14 protein-coding genes and 5 tRNA genes are annotated in these 15,927 nt (G+C 60.4%); 6 read left to right on the top strand and 13 right to left on the bottom strand.

The genetic code is table 11. The annotated features are described in order from the left end of the window. Positions 1-70 precede the first annotated feature (70 nt). The 9 genes from PMI24_RS18225 to gltX all read right to left on the bottom strand — a co-directional run bounded on the left by PMI24_RS18225 (position 71) and on the right by gltX (position 5,359). Positions 71-1,030, bottom strand: a complete 960-nt coding sequence (locus PMI24_RS18225; protein WP_007956436.1) for a tRNA dihydrouridine synthase — start codon at positions 1,028-1,030, stop codon at positions 71-73. A gap of 35 nt (positions 1,031-1,065) precedes the next feature. Continuing rightward, positions 1,066-1,527 carry an acyl-CoA thioesterase gene (locus PMI24_RS18220; RefSeq protein ID WP_007956435.1) on the bottom strand — a complete coding sequence of 154 codons (462 nt, stop codon included), beginning with the start codon at positions 1,525-1,527 and terminating at the stop codon, positions 1,066-1,068. A gap of 47 nt (positions 1,528-1,574) precedes the next feature. Continuing rightward, positions 1,575-2,408, bottom strand: coding sequence for an alpha/beta fold hydrolase (locus PMI24_RS18215; protein WP_007956433.1), 834 nt, complete (start codon positions 2,406-2,408; stop codon positions 1,575-1,577). A gap of 30 nt (positions 2,409-2,438) precedes the next feature. Next, positions 2,439-2,978 carry a TetR/AcrR family transcriptional regulator gene (locus PMI24_RS18210; protein ID WP_007956432.1) on the bottom strand — a complete coding sequence of 180 codons (540 nt, stop codon included), beginning with the start codon at positions 2,976-2,978 and terminating at the stop codon, positions 2,439-2,441. A gap of 183 nt (positions 2,979-3,161) precedes the next feature. Beyond that, positions 3,162-3,237: transfer RNA gene (locus PMI24_RS18205), tRNA-Glu, on the bottom strand. Between the two features lie 78 nt (positions 3,238-3,315). Beyond that, positions 3,316-3,391 (bottom strand) — tRNA-Ala (locus PMI24_RS18200). Positions 3,392-3,444: 53 nt separating this feature from the next. Further along, positions 3,445-3,520: transfer RNA gene (locus PMI24_RS18195), tRNA-Glu, on the bottom strand. Positions 3,521-3,599: 79 nt separating this feature from the next. Next, positions 3,600-3,675: transfer RNA gene (locus PMI24_RS18190), tRNA-Ala, on the bottom strand. 202 nt (positions 3,676-3,877) lie between these two features. Then, positions 3,878-5,359 carry a glutamate--tRNA ligase gene (gltX, locus tag PMI24_RS18185; RefSeq protein ID WP_007956429.1) on the bottom strand — a complete coding sequence of 494 codons (1,482 nt, stop codon included), beginning with the start codon at positions 5,357-5,359 and terminating at the stop codon, positions 3,878-3,880. Positions 5,360-5,589: 230 nt separating this feature from the next. Here gltX and PMI24_RS18180 point away from each other — a divergent pair, with 230 nt between their 5' ends. Together PMI24_RS18180 and PMI24_RS18175 are read left to right on the top strand one after the other, a co-directional pair. Further along, entirely contained in the window at positions 5,590-6,639 is a 1,050-nt protein-coding gene (locus PMI24_RS18180) for an HlyD family secretion protein (protein ID WP_007956428.1), read from the top strand. A gap of 49 nt (positions 6,640-6,688) precedes the next feature. After that, entirely contained in the window at positions 6,689-8,179 is a 1,491-nt protein-coding gene (locus tag PMI24_RS18175) for an MDR family MFS transporter (protein WP_170844900.1), read from the top strand. Between the two features lie 113 nt (positions 8,180-8,292). On the opposite strand, the gene uvrB is transcribed toward PMI24_RS18175, so the two are convergent. Next, positions 8,293-10,308 (bottom strand): excinuclease ABC subunit UvrB, encoded by a 2,016-nt coding sequence (gene uvrB, locus PMI24_RS18170; protein WP_007956424.1) that lies wholly within the window; start codon positions 10,306-10,308, stop codon positions 8,293-8,295. A 336-nt stretch (positions 10,309-10,644) separates the two neighbouring features. Here uvrB and PMI24_RS18165 point away from each other — a divergent pair, with 336 nt between their 5' ends. Together PMI24_RS18165 and PMI24_RS18160 are read left to right on the top strand one after the other, a co-directional pair. Further along, the gene (locus PMI24_RS18165) at positions 10,645-11,841 is read left to right on the top strand and encodes an amino acid aminotransferase (RefSeq protein WP_007956422.1); all 1,197 of its coding nucleotides are present in this window, start codon (positions 10,645-10,647) and stop codon (positions 11,839-11,841) included. Positions 11,842-11,952: 111 nt separating this feature from the next. Then, positions 11,953-12,153 (top strand): hypothetical protein, encoded by a 201-nt coding sequence (locus tag PMI24_RS18160; RefSeq protein ID WP_007956421.1) that lies wholly within the window; start codon positions 11,953-11,955, stop codon positions 12,151-12,153. On the opposite strand, the gene PMI24_RS18155 is transcribed toward PMI24_RS18160, so the two are convergent. Beyond that, complete coding sequence (locus PMI24_RS18155; protein WP_007956420.1) at positions 12,150-12,380, bottom strand: hypothetical protein; 231 nt, start codon at positions 12,378-12,380, stop codon at positions 12,150-12,152. The two genes, PMI24_RS18160 and PMI24_RS18155, sit on opposite strands and share 4 nt — an antisense overlap. 228 nt (positions 12,381-12,608) lie before the next feature. Here PMI24_RS18155 and PMI24_RS18150 point away from each other — a divergent pair. Further along, positions 12,609-12,684: transfer RNA gene (locus tag PMI24_RS18150), tRNA-Asn, on the top strand. 124 nt (positions 12,685-12,808) lie between these two features. Here the strand turns inward: PMI24_RS18150 and PMI24_RS18145 are convergent. After that, on the bottom strand, positions 12,809-14,329 hold the full coding sequence (locus PMI24_RS18145; RefSeq protein ID WP_007956419.1) for a nucleobase:cation symporter-2 family protein: 1,521 nt from the start codon (positions 14,327-14,329) through the stop codon (positions 12,809-12,811). A gap of 349 nt (positions 14,330-14,678) precedes the next feature. Between PMI24_RS18145 and PMI24_RS18140 the strand changes: the two genes are divergently transcribed. Next, positions 14,679-15,008, top strand: a complete 330-nt coding sequence (locus PMI24_RS18140; protein ID WP_007956418.1) for a BrnA antitoxin family protein — start codon at positions 14,679-14,681, stop codon at positions 15,006-15,008. A gap of 3 nt (positions 15,009-15,011) precedes the next feature. Here the strand turns inward: PMI24_RS18140 and PMI24_RS18135 are convergent, their stop codons facing one another. Continuing rightward, the gene (locus tag PMI24_RS18135) at positions 15,012-15,839 is read right to left on the bottom strand and encodes an arylamine N-acetyltransferase family protein (RefSeq protein WP_007956417.1); all 828 of its coding nucleotides are present in this window, start codon (positions 15,837-15,839) and stop codon (positions 15,012-15,014) included. Positions 15,840-15,927: the final 88 nt, after the last annotated feature.

The raw sequence follows: 15,927 nt of genomic DNA, 5'->3' as shown, positions 1-15,927 counted from the left end.
GAATTCGGCATCGCGTAACCCTTAGATAGGGACCTGCGTTTTGTTTTCAAGAGATCGTTTGAAGATTTTTTCAGGCGGCTTCGGCGACCGGCAAACCCAGCAAACGCGAGACCTGATCCGGCTCGGTCTCCCGGCGCAGCACGGTAAACAGCTCGACAGCCTCGGGATAATTGCGGGTCAACATGGCCAGCCATTGCTTTAAGCGGCCCGGCGATTGGCGCGGCGTCATCTGCGCTTTGGCTTGCAGCCAGAAGTCCTGGATCAGCGGCATCAGTTCGGTCCAGGTCATCTCGACGATTTCCTCGCCGGCACGGGCGGCGGCGATCTGTTTGGCCAGATCCGGGCGCGACACCAGACCACGACCGAGCATGATGTCTTCGACGCCGCTGATTTCCCGGCAGCGGCGCCAGTCTTCGACGCTCCAGATGTCACCGTTGGCGAACACGGGCACCTTGACCACGTCCTGCACGCGCGGAATCCACTCCCAATGCGCCGGCGGCTTGTAGCCGTCGACCTTGGTCCGAGCGTGAACCACGATGTGCTCGGCACCGCCCTCGGCCAGCGCGGTGGCGCAGACCAGCGAGCCGTCCGGGCTGTCGAAACCCAGGCGCATCTTGGCGGTGACCGGAATGTGTGCGGGTACGGCGCGACGCACGTGTTCGACGATCTGGTTGAGCAGCTCCGGCTCCTTGAGCAGCACCGCACCGCCACGGGACTTGTTGACGGTCTTGGCCGGGCAGCCGAAGTTCAGGTCGATCACTTCAGAACCGAGCTCGCAGGCCAGTGCCGCGTTTTCCGCCAGGCACACCGGGTCGGAGCCCAGCAACTGCACGCGCAGTGGCACGCCGGAAGCGGTGCGCGCACCGTTGAGCAGTTCAGGGCCGAACTTGTGGAAATAGGCCGGGGTCAGCAACTGGTCGTTGACCCGGATGAACTCGGTCACGCACCAGTCAATACCGCCGACACGGGTCAGGACATCGCGCAGGATGTCGTCGACCAACCCTTCCATCGGCGCCAGAGCAATTTGCATGGGAAACACACACTCAAGGAAAAACGTGCGGCAGTTTACTGGGTTTCGCGGGTTAAACCCATGTCCGCTGTCTGGATGGCCGGGCCGTAGCCGTCGATGAACTCGGCGGGCATGCGCTTGGGCCTGCCGGTGGACAGTTCGATGCAGACGAAGGTGGTCTGGGCGCGCAGCAGCGTGGCGTTGTCGCTGGGGCGAATCAGCTGGAAGTGACGAGTCATTTTCAGGCGCTGATCCCAATCGACGATCCAGGTCGCCAGTTGCAGCTCGTCGCCTTCGTAGGCGGCGGCCAGGTAATCGATTTCGTGACGCACAACGGCCATCGCCCGATCCAGACGCCGGTACTCGACCAGATCCAGCCCCAGACGCTGCGAGTGGCGCCAGGCGCAGCGCTCGAGCCAGGTCACGTAGACCGCGTTGTTGGCGTGGCCCAGCCCGTCGATGTCCTCGGCGCCCACTTGCAGATCAATGGTAAACGGCGTTGCCCGATCCCAGCCCATGCCCTACTCCCGGTCAGATGATTCAACCGGGGCAGTGTAACGGATGACTACGCCGATTGCCGCGCCTGTAGGCTGCGCCCGGCCAGCAGTGATAACACGCCATCAATCACCCGAGGGTCGGCCAGTACGCGCTGGTGACCGCCGGCTTCCAGACGCAGCAGTCGGCTGTCGAACCAGGATTCGTGAATCAATTGGGATTCCTTGACCGAGACGAAAGTGTCGTCCTCGGCATGCACGATCAGGCCCGGCATATCCAGTTGATAGTGGGCGACATCAAGAGTGGCGGCACGCATCCCGACGTCCTGTTCAACCTCGCGAATGAACGCGGAACGAGCTCTGGGTGGCATGCCGACGTAACGGGCAAATCCGCGCAATACCCCAAGAATTCGCGCTGGAGCGGCAATGCTCACCAGAGTCTCGGTGCGCAAACCCAATTGCACGGCGAGCATGGCACTGGCGCCGCCCATGGAGTGACCGATGACGGCTTGCAGCGGTGGCAACTCGGCAGCGGCCTCAAGCATCGCACGAGCAAACAACACCACATTGGCTTCGCGTCCCGGCGAGCGGCCGTGGGCCGGGCCATCCAGAGCGACAACGGTGTAGCCTGCTTCGACCAGCGCAGTGATCAACGCAGCAAACTGGGTGGGCCGCCCTTCCCAACCGTGCATCAGCAAGACAGTCGGGCCTTGCCCCCAACGCAGGGCCGAGAGACCGAAACGCAAGGTAATGCGCTCGGATTTGGCCAGCAGCGGCAATTCCCAGTCCCGCGGTGTATTCGCGCGCGGCGTCATGAACGCCAGCCGCATTTTGCTCGCTACCAGTTTCGGTGCGAACCAGCCCAAGGTGCCATTAACGCCGCGAACCCACTTCAACGTGCTCATCGCTCTCTCCTCGGGCTTGTAGCCTTCAGGTCAACGCACCGCCGACTTGGCAGCGCGCAGCAATCGATCGGATAAATCACCAGGTCCCAACGCCCTTGAGAGCGCCAGACCACCTACCATCAGGGCCACGTCGGCCAACGCTTTATCGATGTCTTCAGGGCTTGAAGCCAGCTGCGCAATCATCAGTTCCAGGTGCTCGTTCAGCGCTATGCGGAATTCTTCCGGCAACCGCCCAAGCTCGCCGATGGAGGCTGGAATCGGGCAGGCCGAATCGCTGGAATCGCGATGCTTGCGCGACAGATAGAACGCAGCCACAAGGGCGCGGCGCTCTTCACCGGTCAGCTCGCTGTCCATGTCGGCAATCAGGTCGCGACGGCGACCGAGCAATTGCTTGAACGCCTCAAGCATCATTGCGTCCTTGCTTTCGAAGTGTGCGTAGAAGCCACCGACGGTCAGGCCGGCCGCACCCATCACTTCGCCCACGCTCGGTTCAGCCGGGCCGCGCTGGATCAGTGCAGCACTGGCGGCCTTGAGAATGCGTTCGCGGGTTTGAGCTTTCTTGTCGTTCATCGTCGCCTCCGAATATTACGATAGCAATATTATTCTCATAATAATATTCCGCAAGTCACAAGCGTGACCGCTGGTCTGAAGCACAGTGTTAAGGAAAAAGAGGATTTGGCCAAACGCCAGACAAACAAAAGGGCCATTCAATAATTGAATGACCCTTATAAAATCCCGCAGAGCGGGTAATCGTGGCGTCCCCTAGGGGACTCGAACCCCTGTTACCGCCGTGAAAGGGCGGTGTCCTAGGCCACTAGACGAAGGGGACACAAACCTTCTATACAACTGATCAGCGCTGAGTACTGATCGATTCAAGGCCGGTGTGGCCAGACCTTGAATTGTAAATTGGTGGAGCTAAGCGGGATCGAACCGCTGACCTCCTGCATGCCATGCAGGCGCTCTCCCAGCTGAGCTATAGCCCCGGACTTTTCGCCTCTCGGCGGAGCGACATCTTGCAACATCGCTTCTGTAAAACTGGCGTCCCCTAGGGGACTCGAACCCCTGTTACCGCCGTGAAAGGGCGGTGTCCTAGGCCACTAGACGAAGGGGACGCAAACCCTTCTATACAACTGATCAACGCTGAGTGTTGATCGCTTCGAAGCCAGTGTGGCCAGGCTTCGAAGTGTAAATTGGTGGAGCTAGACGGGATCGAACCGTCGACCTCTTGCATGCCATGCAAGCGCTCTCCCAGCTGAGCTATAGCCCCTCATCGTTGATGTCATCGCTGAGGACGGGGCGAATCTTAAGGGCGTATCGAAAGGCTGTCAAACTTATTTTTGAAAAAAATCAAAATTTTTTGTCGGCATTACAATCACTTACCGCCCTCCCCCCGTAAATTCGGGGGAAAACACCGAAGGACAGGATCAAAAGATCCTGACCTTCGGCGCGTCCTGCAGAGTCAAACGCAATCAGGCGATGGCGCCCAACAGCTTTTCCCACTCTTTGTTTTCTTTCTTCGACACGCCGCCCAGCAGGTCAATCGCCTGGCGCAGACGGAAACGGGTCAGGTCCGGCCCGAGGATTTCCATCGCATCGAGCACCGACACCGAACTCGCCTGCCCTGTGATCGCAGCAAACATCAGCGGCATCGCATCACGCAGCTTCAGCTCGAGGGATTCGACCACCGCCTGAATCGTCGCGGTGATGCTGTCCTTCTCCCACTGACGCAGACTTTCCAGCTTCCACAGGATCAATTGCATCAGTTGACGAACCTGATCGCCCGAAAGCTTTTTCGATTCGAACAGCTTGGCATCCGGATTCACGCCACCGGCGAAGAAGAACCCGGCCAGCGGTGCAACCTGGCTGAAGGTCTCAACGCGGCCCTGAACGTGCGGCGCGATCTTCATCATGTACTCGGAATTGAACGCCCACTTTTGTACGCGAGCGGCGAACTCTTCTACCGGCAGATCACGCAGCCACTGGCCGTTGAGCCAAGACAGTTTCTCGATATCGAAAATCGGCCCGCCCAGCGAGACACGCTTGAGGTCGAAGTTGTCGACCATTTCCTGCAGCGAGAACTTCTCGCGCTCATCCGGCATCGACCAGCCCATGCGGCCCAGGTAGTTGAGCATCGCCTCAGGCATGAAACCCATGCGCTCGTAGAACGTCACCGAAGTCGGGTTCTTGCGCTTGGACAGCTTGCTCTTGTCCGGGTTACGCAGCAGCGGCATGTAGCACAGCTCCGGTTGTTCCCAGCCGAAGTATTCGTAAAGCAGGATCAGTTTAGGCGCCGATGGCAGCCACTCTTCGCCACGCAGCACGTGGGTGATGCCCATCAGGTGATCGTCGACCACGTTGGCCAGGAAGTACGTCGGCAGGCCGTCGGTCTTCATCAGCACTTGCATGTCCATGCGATCCCACGGGATCTCGACATCGCCACGCAGCATGTCCGGCACCACGCAGACGCCTTCGCTCGGCACTTTCATGCGGATCACGTGCGGCTCGCCGGCAGCCAGGCGACGGGCGACTTCTTCCTTGGACAGCAGCAGTGCACGGCCGTCGTAGCGCGGGGTTTCGCCGCGGGCCATTTGCTCGGCGCGCATCTGGTCCAGCTCTTCGGCGGTGCAGAAGCACGGGAAGGCGTGGCCCATGTCGACCAGTTGCTGGCAGTACTTCTGGTAGATGTCGCCGCGCTCGCTCTGACGGTACGGGCCGTGCGGGCCGCCGACGTCCGGGCCTTCGCTCCAGTCGATGCCCAGCCAGCGCAGGGCGTCGAAGATCTGCTGTTCGGACTCGCGGGTCGAACGCAACTGATCGGTGTCTTCGATCCGCAGGATGAACTCACCGCCGTGCTGCTTGGCAAAGCAGTAGTTGAACAGTGCGATGTAAGCGGTACCTACGTGGGGATCCCCGGTAGGCGATGGCGCGATGCGAGTGCGGACGGTGGTCATGGCATGTCTCGAAAAGAATGAAAAGCAAAGAACGATCAAGCGGCGAATGGTAACAGGCGACACCCGCCCCGCTCCAGCGGGCAGGGCATTTAAGCCAAGGTTGCGTCTGTAACGCCCGTTGGCCGTGGTGAATGGCTGAATATCAGCAGACGGCATTTACCGTTCATCGGCTGTATGCCAGATTCGCCTGCTGATAACTTTCCTTACAATTCCTCGACTACAGTTTGCCCATGCCTGCCCAACTCAAGCGTCGCCTGTTCATTTTCCTGCTGCTGGTCCTGTTGATAGCCGGGGGCTTTTTTGCTCATTGGTTTTTCAAGGGACGCTTTTATGAAAGCACCGACAACGCCTATGTCCAGGGTGAAATCACCCGCGTGTCGAGCCAGTTGAGCGCACGCATCGACGAAGTGCTGGTGCAGGACAACCAGCACGTGGAAAAAGGCCAGTTGCTGATCCGTCTCGAAGGCGACGACTTCCGCCTCGCCGTCGATCGCGCCAACGCCGCCCTTGCCACCCGCGAGGCCGAACGCCTGCAAGCTCAGAGCAAACTGACCCAGCAAGCCAGCCTGATCGCCGCCAGCGACGCGCAAGTTGCGACCACCCAGGCAACGCTCGGTCGCTCGCAGGTGGATTTGTCGCGGGCAGAAACCCTGCGTAAACCCGGCTACGTCTCCGAGGAACGGGTCACCACCCTCTCCGCCGACGCCCACATCGCCCGCTCGCAAGTGGCCAAGGCCCAGGCCGATGCCCAGAGCCAGCGCCAGCAGGTCAACGCGCTGACCGCCGAGATCAAACGTCTCGACGCGCAGATCGCCAACGCCCGCGCCGACCTCGCCCAGGCCGAACTGAACCTGACCCGCAGCGAAATCCACGCCCCGATCCGCGGCCTGATCGGCCAGCGCGCCGCGCGTAATGGTCAAGTGGTACAGGCCGGCGCCTATCTTTTGTCGATCGTTCCGGACGAAGACATCTGGGTACAGGCCAACTTCAAGGAAACCCAGATCGGTCACATGCAACCGGGCCAGAAGGCCGAGCTGCTCTTCGACGCCTATGGCGATACGCCGATCGAAGCCCGGGTCGACAGCCTGTTCGCCGCCTCCGGCGCGCAATTCAGCCTGTTGCCGCCGGACAACGCCACCGGCAACTTCACCAAGGTCGTGCAGCGGATTCCGGTCAAGCTGACCTTCAAGGCCGATAACCCACTGCACGGCAAGATCCGTCCGGGCATGTCCGTCACCGCCACCGTGAACATCAAAGACGTCCCTGACAATGGCCGGTGATTCACTGATCCGCCCGGTCGGTGAACCGACCCGGCGGGACTGGATCGCGGTGATGAGCGTGATGCTCGGCGCCTTCATGGCGGTGCTCGACATCCAGATCACCAACTCGTCGCTCAAGGATATTCAGGGCGCCCTGTCGGCGACCCTGGAAGAAGGCTCGTGGATTTCCACCTCTTATCTGGTGGCGGAAATCATCATGATCCCGCTGACCGCGTGGCTGGTGCAGTTGCTGTCGGCACGGCGGCTCGCGGTGTGGGTGTCGCTGGGGTTTCTGATTTCGTCGCTGCTGTGCTCGATGGCCTGGAGCCTGGAGAGCATGATCGTGTTTCGCGCCATGCAAGGCTTCACCGGCGGCGCGCTGATCCCGCTGGCCTTCACCCTGACCCTGATCAAACTCCCCGAACATCACCGCGCCAAAGGCATGGCGATGTTCGCCATGACCGCCACCTTTGCCCCGTCCATCGGCCCGACCCTCGGCGGCTGGCTCACGGAAAACTGGGGCTGGGAGTACATCTTCTATATCAACATCCCGCCGGGGCTGATCATGATCGCCGGGCTGATGTACGGGCTGGAGAAGAAAGAAGCGCATTGGGAACTGCTGAAGAGCACCGATTACACCGGCATTCTCACGCTGGGCATCGGCCTCGGTTGCTTGCAGGTTTTCCTTGAGGAAGGCCATCGCAAGGACTGGCTGGAATCGAGCCTGATCGTGACACTGGGCAGCATCGCCCTGCTGAGTTTGATCACCTTTGTGATCGTGCAGATTTCCAAGCCCAATCCGCTGATCAACCTTGGCATCCTGCGCAATCGCAATTTCGGTCTTTCGAGTATTTCCAGCCTTGGCATGGGCGTCGGGCTGTACGGTTCGATCTATCTGCTGCCGCTGTATCTGGCGCAGATCCAGAATTACAACGCCTTGCAGATCGGCGAAGTGATCATGTGGATGGGCGTGCCGCAGCTGTTTCTGATTCCGCTGGTGCCGAAGCTGATGAAATTCGTCTCGCCAAAATGGCTGTGCACGATCGGTTTCGGCCTGTTCGGGCTGGCGAGTTTTTCATCCGGGGTGCTCAACCCTGATTTCGCCGGGCCGCAGTTCAATCAGATCCAGATTATCCGCGCGTTGGGTCAGCCGCTGATCATGGTGACCATTTCGCTGATCGCCACGGCGTACATCCTGCCGCAGGACGCGGGCTCGGCATCGAGCCTGTTCAACATCCTGCGCAACCTCGGTGGCGCCATCGGTATCGCCCTGCTCGCCACCCTGCTGGACGCGCGCACCAAGACCTACTTCGATTATTTACGTGAAGCTGTGGTGCCGACCAATCCGCAGGTGGCCGAACGCCTGGCGTCGATGACCGATCGGTTCGGCAGTGACACGGCGGCGTTGGGCAAGTTGAGCGAGATCGTGCATCAGCAGGCGCTGATCATGGCCTACAACGATGCGTTTCATTTTGTCGGGATTGCGCTGGGGATCAGCATGCTGGCGATTTTGCTGACCAAGAAACTGCCCGCCGGACTGAAGGCCGGCGAGGCTCACTGAGACCGAGCGGCCCCAATCGCGAGCAGGCTCGCTCCCACAGGGGATTTGTGAACGACACAGATCCAATGTGGGAGCGAGCCTGCTCGCGATGAGGCACTGTCAGGCAATGAAGATCAGACGGCCAACAGCCGCTCACGCAGCTTGGCGATTTCGTCGCGCATCTGCGCTGCCGCTTCGAATTCCAGGTCGCGGGCCAACTGGTACATCTTCTCTTCCAGTTGGCGGATGCGCTTGGTGATCTCGCTCGGCGAGCGCAGTTCGGCTTCGTACTTGGCGTTCTCTTCGGCGGCCTTGGCCATGCCTTTGCGCTTTTTGCTGCGCGAACCGGGCACGGTGGCGCCTTCCATGATGTCGGCGACGTCCTTGAACACGCCCTTCGGCGTGATGCCGTTGGCCAGGTTGAAGGCGATCTGCTTGTCGCGACGGCGCTCGGTTTCGCCAATCGCCCGCTCCATCGACCCGGTGATGCGGTCTGCGTAGAGAATCGCCCGGCCATTGAGGTTACGCGCCGCGCGGCCGATGGTCTGAATCAGCGAACGCTCGGAACGCAGGAAACCTTCCTTGTCCGCATCGAGAATCGCCACCAGCGACACTTCCGGCATGTCCAGACCTTCACGCAGCAGGTTGATCCCCACCAGCACATCGAACGTGCCCAAACGCAGGTCGCGGATGATTTCGACCCGCTCGACGGTGTCGATGTCCGAGTGCAGATAACGCACGCGCACGCCGTGATCGGCCAGGTAATCGGTCAGGTCTTCGGCCATGCGCTTGGTCAGCGTGGTGACCAGCACCCGCTCCTCCACCGCCACACGCTTGGTGATTTCCGAGAGCAGATCGTCGACCTGGGTCAGCGCCGGCCGCACTTCAACCTGCGGGTCGACCAGACCGGTCGGGCGCACCACTTGCTCGATTACCCGCCCCGCGTGCTCGGCTTCATAGTTGCCGGGTGTAGCGGAGACGAAAATCGTCTGTGGGCTCACCCCTTCCCACTCGTCGAAGCGCATCGGCCGGTTGTCCAGCGCCGACGGCAGGCGGAAGCCGTATTCCACCAGGGTTTCCTTGCGCGAACGGTCGCCCTTATACATCGCGCCGACTTGCGGCACGCTGACGTGGGATTCGTCGATTACCAGTAGCGCATCCGCCGGCAGGTAATCGTAGAGCGTTGGCGGCGCCGCCCCAGCCGGGCGACCCGACAGATAGCGCGAGTAGTTTTCAATGCCGTTGCAGTAGCCGAGTTCGAGGATCATCTCCAGGTCGAACCGGGTGCGCTGCTCCAGACGCTGGGCTTCCACCAGTTTGTTGTTGTTGCGCAGGTATTCCAGGCGCTCCTGCAACTCGACCTTGATCCCCTCGATAGCGTCGAGCAGGGTTTCCCGGGGCGTCACGTAGTGGCTCTTCGGATAGAAGGTGAAGCGTGGAAGTTTGCGGATGACTTCACCGGTCAGCGGGTCGAACGCGGAAATGCTCTCCACTTCATCATCGAACAACTCGATGCGGATCGCTTCGAGGTCGGATTCCGCCGGGTAGATGTCGATCACATCGCCGCGCACCCGGAAGGTCGCACGGGCGAAATCCATGTCGTTGCGGGTGTATTGCAGGTCGGCCAGACGCCGCACCAGCGCACGCTGGTCGAGCTTGTCGCCGCGATCGACGTGCAAGACCATTTTCAAATAGGTTTCCGGGCTGCCCAGACCGTAGATGCACGACACCGTGGTGACGATGATCGCGTCCTTGCGTTCGAGCAATGCCTTGGTCGCCGACAGCCGCATCTGCTCGATGTGGTCGTTGATCGACGCGTCCTTCTCGATAAAGGTGTCGGACGACGGCACATAGGCTTCGGGCTGGTAGTAGTCGTAGTAAGAAACGAAGTACTCGACAGCGTTGTTCGGGAAGAACGACTTGAACTCGCCGTACAACTGCGCGGCCAGGGTCTTGTTCGGTGCCAGCACCAGGGTCGGACGCTGCACCTGGGCGATCACGTTGGCGATGCTGAAGGTCTTGCCCGACCCGGTCACCCCGAGCAGCGTCTGGTGCGCCAGCCCGGCTTCGATGCCTTCGACCATCTGGCGAATGGCTTCGGGTTGATCGCCGGCGGGGTCGAAACGGGTGACGAGCTGGAATTCAGACATAAACACCTCTGGAATCGCGCCGCTGCGGGCAAACCGCAGCACCACGAGAAAGACCGCAAACGACCGATGTCGCGCAAGGAAAAACGAAGATTGTGCTGAATGTGGAGCCGATTGCCTCGCCTTTCAAGGCAAACGTCCTACATCCGGTAAAGTCTCCGACAGATCCATTCGACTAACGGTCGAGAAATAATCGGAAAAACTTACCTTAAAAGCCGATTCGCCTGTCGCCATTGATCGATGATGGCCTCTATACTAGCTCCCCGTTTGTGCACCGCTCTAGTGCATTCGGCTGGAGCGCCACACGTCCCTCCACTCTCCATTAGAGCTGCCGCAAAAATGAGCCTGTTCTCCGCTGTCGAAATGGCACCCCGCGATCCAATCCTGGGCCTCAACGAAGCATTCAACGCCGATACCCGGACCAATAAGGTCAACCTCGGGGTGGGTGTGTACTGCAACGAAGAGGGGCGAATTCCACTCCTGCGCGCCGTCATCGAAGCCGAAACCATTCGCGCCGCTCAGCACGCCTCGCGCGGTTACCTGCCAATCGATGGCATCGCGGCCTACGACCAGGCCGTGCAAAAGCTGCTGTTCGGCAATGATTCGCCACTGCTGGCAGCTGGCCGCGTTGTCACCACTCAGGCCGTCGGCGGGACCGGCGCACTGAAAATCGGTGCCGACTTCCTCAAGCAACTGCTGCCCAATGCCGTCGTGGCGATCAGCGATCCGAGCTGGGAAAACCACCGCGCGCTGTTCGAAACCGCCGGTTTCCCGGTGCAGAACTACCGCTACTACGACGCCGCCACCCACGACGTGAACCGTGCCGGCCTGCTGGAAGACCTGAACGCCCTGCCGAACGGCTCGATCATCGTGCTGCACGCCTGCTGCCACAACCCGACCGGCGTCGACCTGAGCCCGGCGGACTGGAACAACGTGCTGGAAGCGGTCAAGGCCAAAGGTCACGTGCCGTTCCTCGACATGGCTTACCAGGGTTTCGGTGACGGCATCGCCGAAGACGCCGCTGCCGTGCGCCTGTTCGCTGAATCCGGCCTGACCTTCTTCGTGTCGAGCTCGTTCTCCAAGTCGTTCTCGCTGTACGGCGAGCGTGTCGGCGCCCTGTCGATCGTCAGCGAATCGAAAGAAGAAAGCGCCCGCGTCCTGTCGCAAGTCAAACGCGTGATCCGCACCAACTACTCCAACCCGCCGACCCACGGTGCAAGCGTCGTCGCCGCCGTGCTGAACAGCCCGGAACTGCGCGCCCAGTGGGAAGCCGAACTGGCTGAAATGCGCCTGCGCATTCGTGGCATGCGCGAGCAGATGGTTGCTCTGCTGGCGAAGAAAGCCCCGCAGCGTGACTTCAGCTTCGTCGGTCGTCAGCGCGGCATGTTCTCCTACTCCGGCCTGACCACCGAACAGGTTCACCGCCTGCGCAACGAGTTCGGCATCTACGCCCTGGACACCGGCCGCATCTGCGTCGCTGCGCTGAACCAGAGCAACATCGAAGCCGTGACGGACGCCATCGTTCAGGTCATCTGATCCGGCGCTGCACTGAAAACGGGAAGCCTTCGGGCTTCCCGTTTTTATTTGTCTGAAGAAAAGCCGCCATACCCTCTAGACTGCACCCAAACGATATTTCAGAGAGACGACATGAAAAACGATGACCTGCGCGCCGACCGCGACGATCTGGATGACTTCATCCCCCGCGCCCCGGCCAAACGCGGCAACAACCTGGTGCTGCAAGTCGCGGCCGGGGTGTTTCTCGGCGGGCTGGCGCTGTGGCTGGTGCAACTGGGCGCAACGATGCTGTACGCCAAACTGATGCTCGGCACCTTCACGTTCGGCGGTTAAGCCAGTTCCGCTGCACGCTGAGTCGCCGCATCGTCATAAACGACGTAGAGCGATTCGGCGACCTGGCTCTTGATGGCCTTGGTGCTTTCCAGACCGAGGACAAAACCTTCGGCCTTGCCGCCTGCACGGTTCAGCTCTTCAGCCGTGGCAGCCTGAGTGATCGCGTCGAAAAGCTTTTCGGCGTGTGGCCCTACGCCTTTGGGCAGGCTGATTTGTGCGGTGCTCATGCGAACACCTCGACAGGACTACGGTTGAGGATGGAGCTATTCATGGCGCGTACCTTTTCGGCGAATGGCCGGCAGCGCGTGTGACCACTTCCGGGCGGCCATGGTAGACCTCTGCTACGGTTCTGGTAACCGCCAATCGCTGATAGATCGCCGTCCGTCCTGATATTTCCAGAAAATTTACAACTGGCGCTTGACTAGTCTTTTTAAATCAGTAACATACGCACCAATTCCGCAATAGCTCAGTTGGTAGAGCAAGTGACTGTTAATCACTGGGTCCCTGGTTCGAGTCCAGGTTGTGGAGCCAAATACAGAGCCCCTGAATCGAAAGATTCAGGGGCTTTTTTGTGGGCGCTGAAAAAAGCGGCGCCATAGAAAAAGGGCCGATCAGTTTCGCAACTGATCGGCCCTTCTTCATTCAGCTACAGCGGTCAGACGTGCTCGCTGCTTTTGGCATGTGCCTTCGGTGCGCCATGACCGTGATCCGCATCCGGATCGATCACCGGCACTTCGTTGCCGTCGCAGTCATGCAGTTTGCCGTCGCTGAAGTAGTCGCCTTCACGCAGCGCTGCCAGATCGCGATAACGCAGGGTCCGCTCTTCTGCCGCCGCAAACACCGACTGCTGATCCGAGTTACCCGCCGTGAAGTGGTTGAACGCCAGGTTCAGCAGGATCGCCATGATCGCCGACGAGCTGATGCCCGAATGGAAAATGGTCGCGAACCAGCTCGGGAAGTGATCGTAGAAGTTCGGCGCGGCAATCGGGATCATGCCGAAGCCGATCGAGGTGGCGACGATGATCAGGTTGACGTTGTTGCGGTAATCGACCTTGGACAGCGTGCGGATGCCGCTCGCCGCCACAGTGCCGAACAGCACGATACCGGCGCCGCCGAGTACCGAGGTCGGCACGGCTGCGATGACCCGGCCCATGAACGGCAGCAGGCCGAGGATCACCAGGAAGATACCGCCGGTCGCCACCACATAGCGGCTCTTGATCCCGGTCACCGCCACCAGCCCGACGTTCTGGGCGAAGGCGCTTTGGGTGAACGAGCCGAAGATCGGCGCAAACATGCTCGACAGCATGTCCGCCCGCAGGCCATTGCCCAGGCGTTTGGAGTCGACCTTGGTGCCGATGATTTCACCGACCGCCAGGATATCCGCCGAGGTTTCCACCAGGGTCACCATGACGACGATGCACATCGACAGGATCGCGGCGAAGTGGAAGGTCGGCATGCCGAAATGGAACGGCGTCGGGAAGCCGAACATCGGGCCCTGGGTAACGTTGGAGAAGTCCGCCATGCCGAGGAACACCGCCAGCACCGTGCCGATCACCATGGCCAACAGGATCGACAGACGCGAGATGGTGGAACTGCCGACCTTGCTCAGCAGCAACACCAGCACCAGCGTGACCGCCGCCAGCCCGATGTTCTGCATGCTGCCGAAGTCAGGAGCGTGGCTGTTGCCGCCCATGGCCCAGCGTGCGGCCACCGGCATCAGCGTCAGACCGATGGTGGTGATCACGATGCCGGTGACCAGTGGCGGGAAGAACTTGGTGATTCGCGAGAACACCGGCGTGATCAGCAAGCCGATCAGCGACGCCGCAATCACCGCGCCGAGCACCGACTGGAAGCCGCCCTCCCCGCCACTGCTGACAATAGCCACCATCGTGGCAACGCCGGAGAACGACACGCCCTGTACCAGCGGCAACTGACAGCCGAAAAACGGTAAACCCAGGGTTTGCAGCAACGTGGCCAGCCCCCCCGCAAACAATGAAGCAGCAATCAACAGACCGATGTCCGCCGGCGAAAGCCCGGCGGCCTGACCGATGATCAGTGGCACCGCGACGATACCGCCATACATGGTCAGAACGTGTTGCAGGCCGTAAGCCATATTCGCGCCGACCCCGAGATTCTCGTCCTCGGGCCGTTGGTGTGAAACATGGGGCGTTTTCATGGTGGGGGAGTTCCCTGGTTTTTGTTATGCGCACACTGTATGCAAGAGTCAGGACAAATGTCCATAGACTTGTATACAACTTATCAGTCACATAATGGTTAGCTAGCCACCCAACCTTCTATCCCGCTGCTTTCATCCCCCACAAATCCGGCAACACATCCTCAATCGAGTGCACGCTTTATCCGCCTGGGCTGAAGTGTTCATGGCGACCGACGGCGCGGTCGCACCCTTTTTTATACATATAACGTATGCATAATGAAGTCATTCAAGATTCAGTTCGATAAAAGCAAGAATGCTGCCAACGCATTCGAGCCCAACGAGCAATGGCAACTTTGCGCGGAGGTGATCAATGAAGGATGAATACGATTTCAGCGATGGTAAACGCGGCGCCATCGCGCCGACCAAGGGCAAGACCCGCATCACCATCATGCTCGATGACGCGGTGATCGAAGCCGCGCGCGAGGTCGCTGAAAGCGAGGGGTTTGGCTATCAGACGGTAATCAACAACACCCTGCGCCACACATTGCTTAACAGCCGTGGCGCCACCGAGGAACTCGAGCATCTCAGCGGGCAATTCAAACAAGGCATCACCGCCACCGACCTCAAGAGCCTTGAGAAAAAACTGTCGGCGGCCGTGAACGAGATCCGGCGGGTGCTGGAGCCGGAGGCAAAACCTTAGACTTCAGACTGGCTGAATCAAGCGCGCCAGCGCCAGACGTGCACCGGGCTGGTGCGGCAAGCGCAGGCCGAATTCCCGTTCCAGCAATTCGATCAGTTCATCGACCTCCGTCACTTCACGCCGCTCGCTCTCTGCGCCGATGCGGTGGATCGCGAAACTGCCGTTGTTCAAGGTGCGCCGCCAGCCGTCGCCAGTACGCGCGACCATCAGGCGTTGGGCAAATGGCGAGTCCGGGTGAGTCGAGACGTACCAGTTGCCGAGGGTGTAATCGATGTCTTCCTGGCGCTGCAGGTCGAACAGGTACATCGGCCGCCATTCGCCGGCGACTTTGGCCCGCAGCATGTAGCCATCGGCCTGCACTTCGATGCGATAAGGCTCGTGCGGCGTGGATTGCTCGGCGTCGGTATCGAGCACCAGCGGCGCGGTCGGCACCATGCCGCCGAAGCCGACGTCGGTGATGTAGCGCACGTCGTCAATGGTCACCAGGCTCAAGCGGTGGGTGCGCGCTGTCCAGCTGCCCTCGGGCTGATTCATGACCACTCGCCCGCTGATCCCCCGCGCATCGAACCCCAGTTCCAGCAGCAACGCCAGAAACAGATTGTTCAGCTCGTAGCAGTACCCGCCACGGGCATCGTTCAAGACCTTGCGTTCGATGGAGGGCAGATCGATCAGGACGGGTTCGCCACTGAGCGTTGACAGGTTTTCGAATGGAAAGGCGCCGGTATGGCGCAGTTGCAACAGGCGCAGGGTTTCAAGGGTCGGTGCCGGGGGCGCATCGAATCCCAGGCGTTGCAGGTACTGTTTCAGATTCGTCAGGCGTGGCTCGCTCATGGCTGGGTCCTTTTGCATGGGGGCGCGGATCGTTCCGCCGATGGTCGCCATGTATACGGGCCCGGGCATCGAATCGACAATTGAATTA

It is taken from the genome of Pseudomonas sp. GM25, from assembly GCF_000282255.1.
Lineage (GTDB): Bacteria > Pseudomonadota > Gammaproteobacteria > Pseudomonadales > Pseudomonadaceae > Aquipseudomonas > Aquipseudomonas aphyarum.
The sequence above is the reverse complement of the archived record's forward strand: the minus strand, read 5'-3'. Positions and strand labels throughout refer to the sequence as shown.

Coding starts and splice junctions, on each gene's coding strand:
- PMI24_RS18225 (WP_007956436.1), bottom strand. CDS start 1,030: ATGCAAATTGCTCTGGCGCCGATGGAAGGGTTGGTCGACGACATCCTG.
- PMI24_RS18220 (WP_007956435.1), bottom strand. CDS start 1,527: ATGGGCTGGGATCGGGCAACGCCGTTTACCATTGATCTGCAAGTGGGC.
- PMI24_RS18215 (WP_007956433.1), bottom strand. CDS start 2,408: ATGAGCACGTTGAAGTGGGTTCGCGGCGTTAATGGCACCTTGGGCTGG.
- PMI24_RS18210 (WP_007956432.1), bottom strand. CDS start 2,978: ATGAACGACAAGAAAGCTCAAACCCGCGAACGCATTCTCAAGGCCGCC.
- gltX (WP_007956429.1), bottom strand. CDS start 5,359: ATGACCACCGTCCGCACTCGCATCGCGCCATCGCCTACCGGGGATCCC.
- PMI24_RS18180 (WP_007956428.1), top strand. CDS start 5,590: ATGCCTGCCCAACTCAAGCGTCGCCTGTTCATTTTCCTGCTGCTGGTC.
- uvrB (WP_007956424.1), bottom strand. CDS start 10,308: ATGTCTGAATTCCAGCTCGTCACCCGTTTCGACCCCGCCGGCGATCAA.
- PMI24_RS18165 (WP_007956422.1), top strand. CDS start 10,645: ATGAGCCTGTTCTCCGCTGTCGAAATGGCACCCCGCGATCCAATCCTG.
- PMI24_RS18160 (WP_007956421.1), top strand. CDS start 11,953: ATGAAAAACGATGACCTGCGCGCCGACCGCGACGATCTGGATGACTTC.
- PMI24_RS18155 (WP_007956420.1), bottom strand. CDS start 12,380: ATGAGCACCGCACAAATCAGCCTGCCCAAAGGCGTAGGGCCACACGCC.
- PMI24_RS18145 (WP_007956419.1), bottom strand. CDS start 14,329: ATGAAAACGCCCCATGTTTCACACCAACGGCCCGAGGACGAGAATCTC.
- PMI24_RS18140 (WP_007956418.1), top strand. CDS start 14,679: ATGAAGGATGAATACGATTTCAGCGATGGTAAACGCGGCGCCATCGCG.
- PMI24_RS18135 (WP_007956417.1), bottom strand. CDS start 15,839: ATGAGCGAGCCACGCCTGACGAATCTGAAACAGTACCTGCAACGCCTG.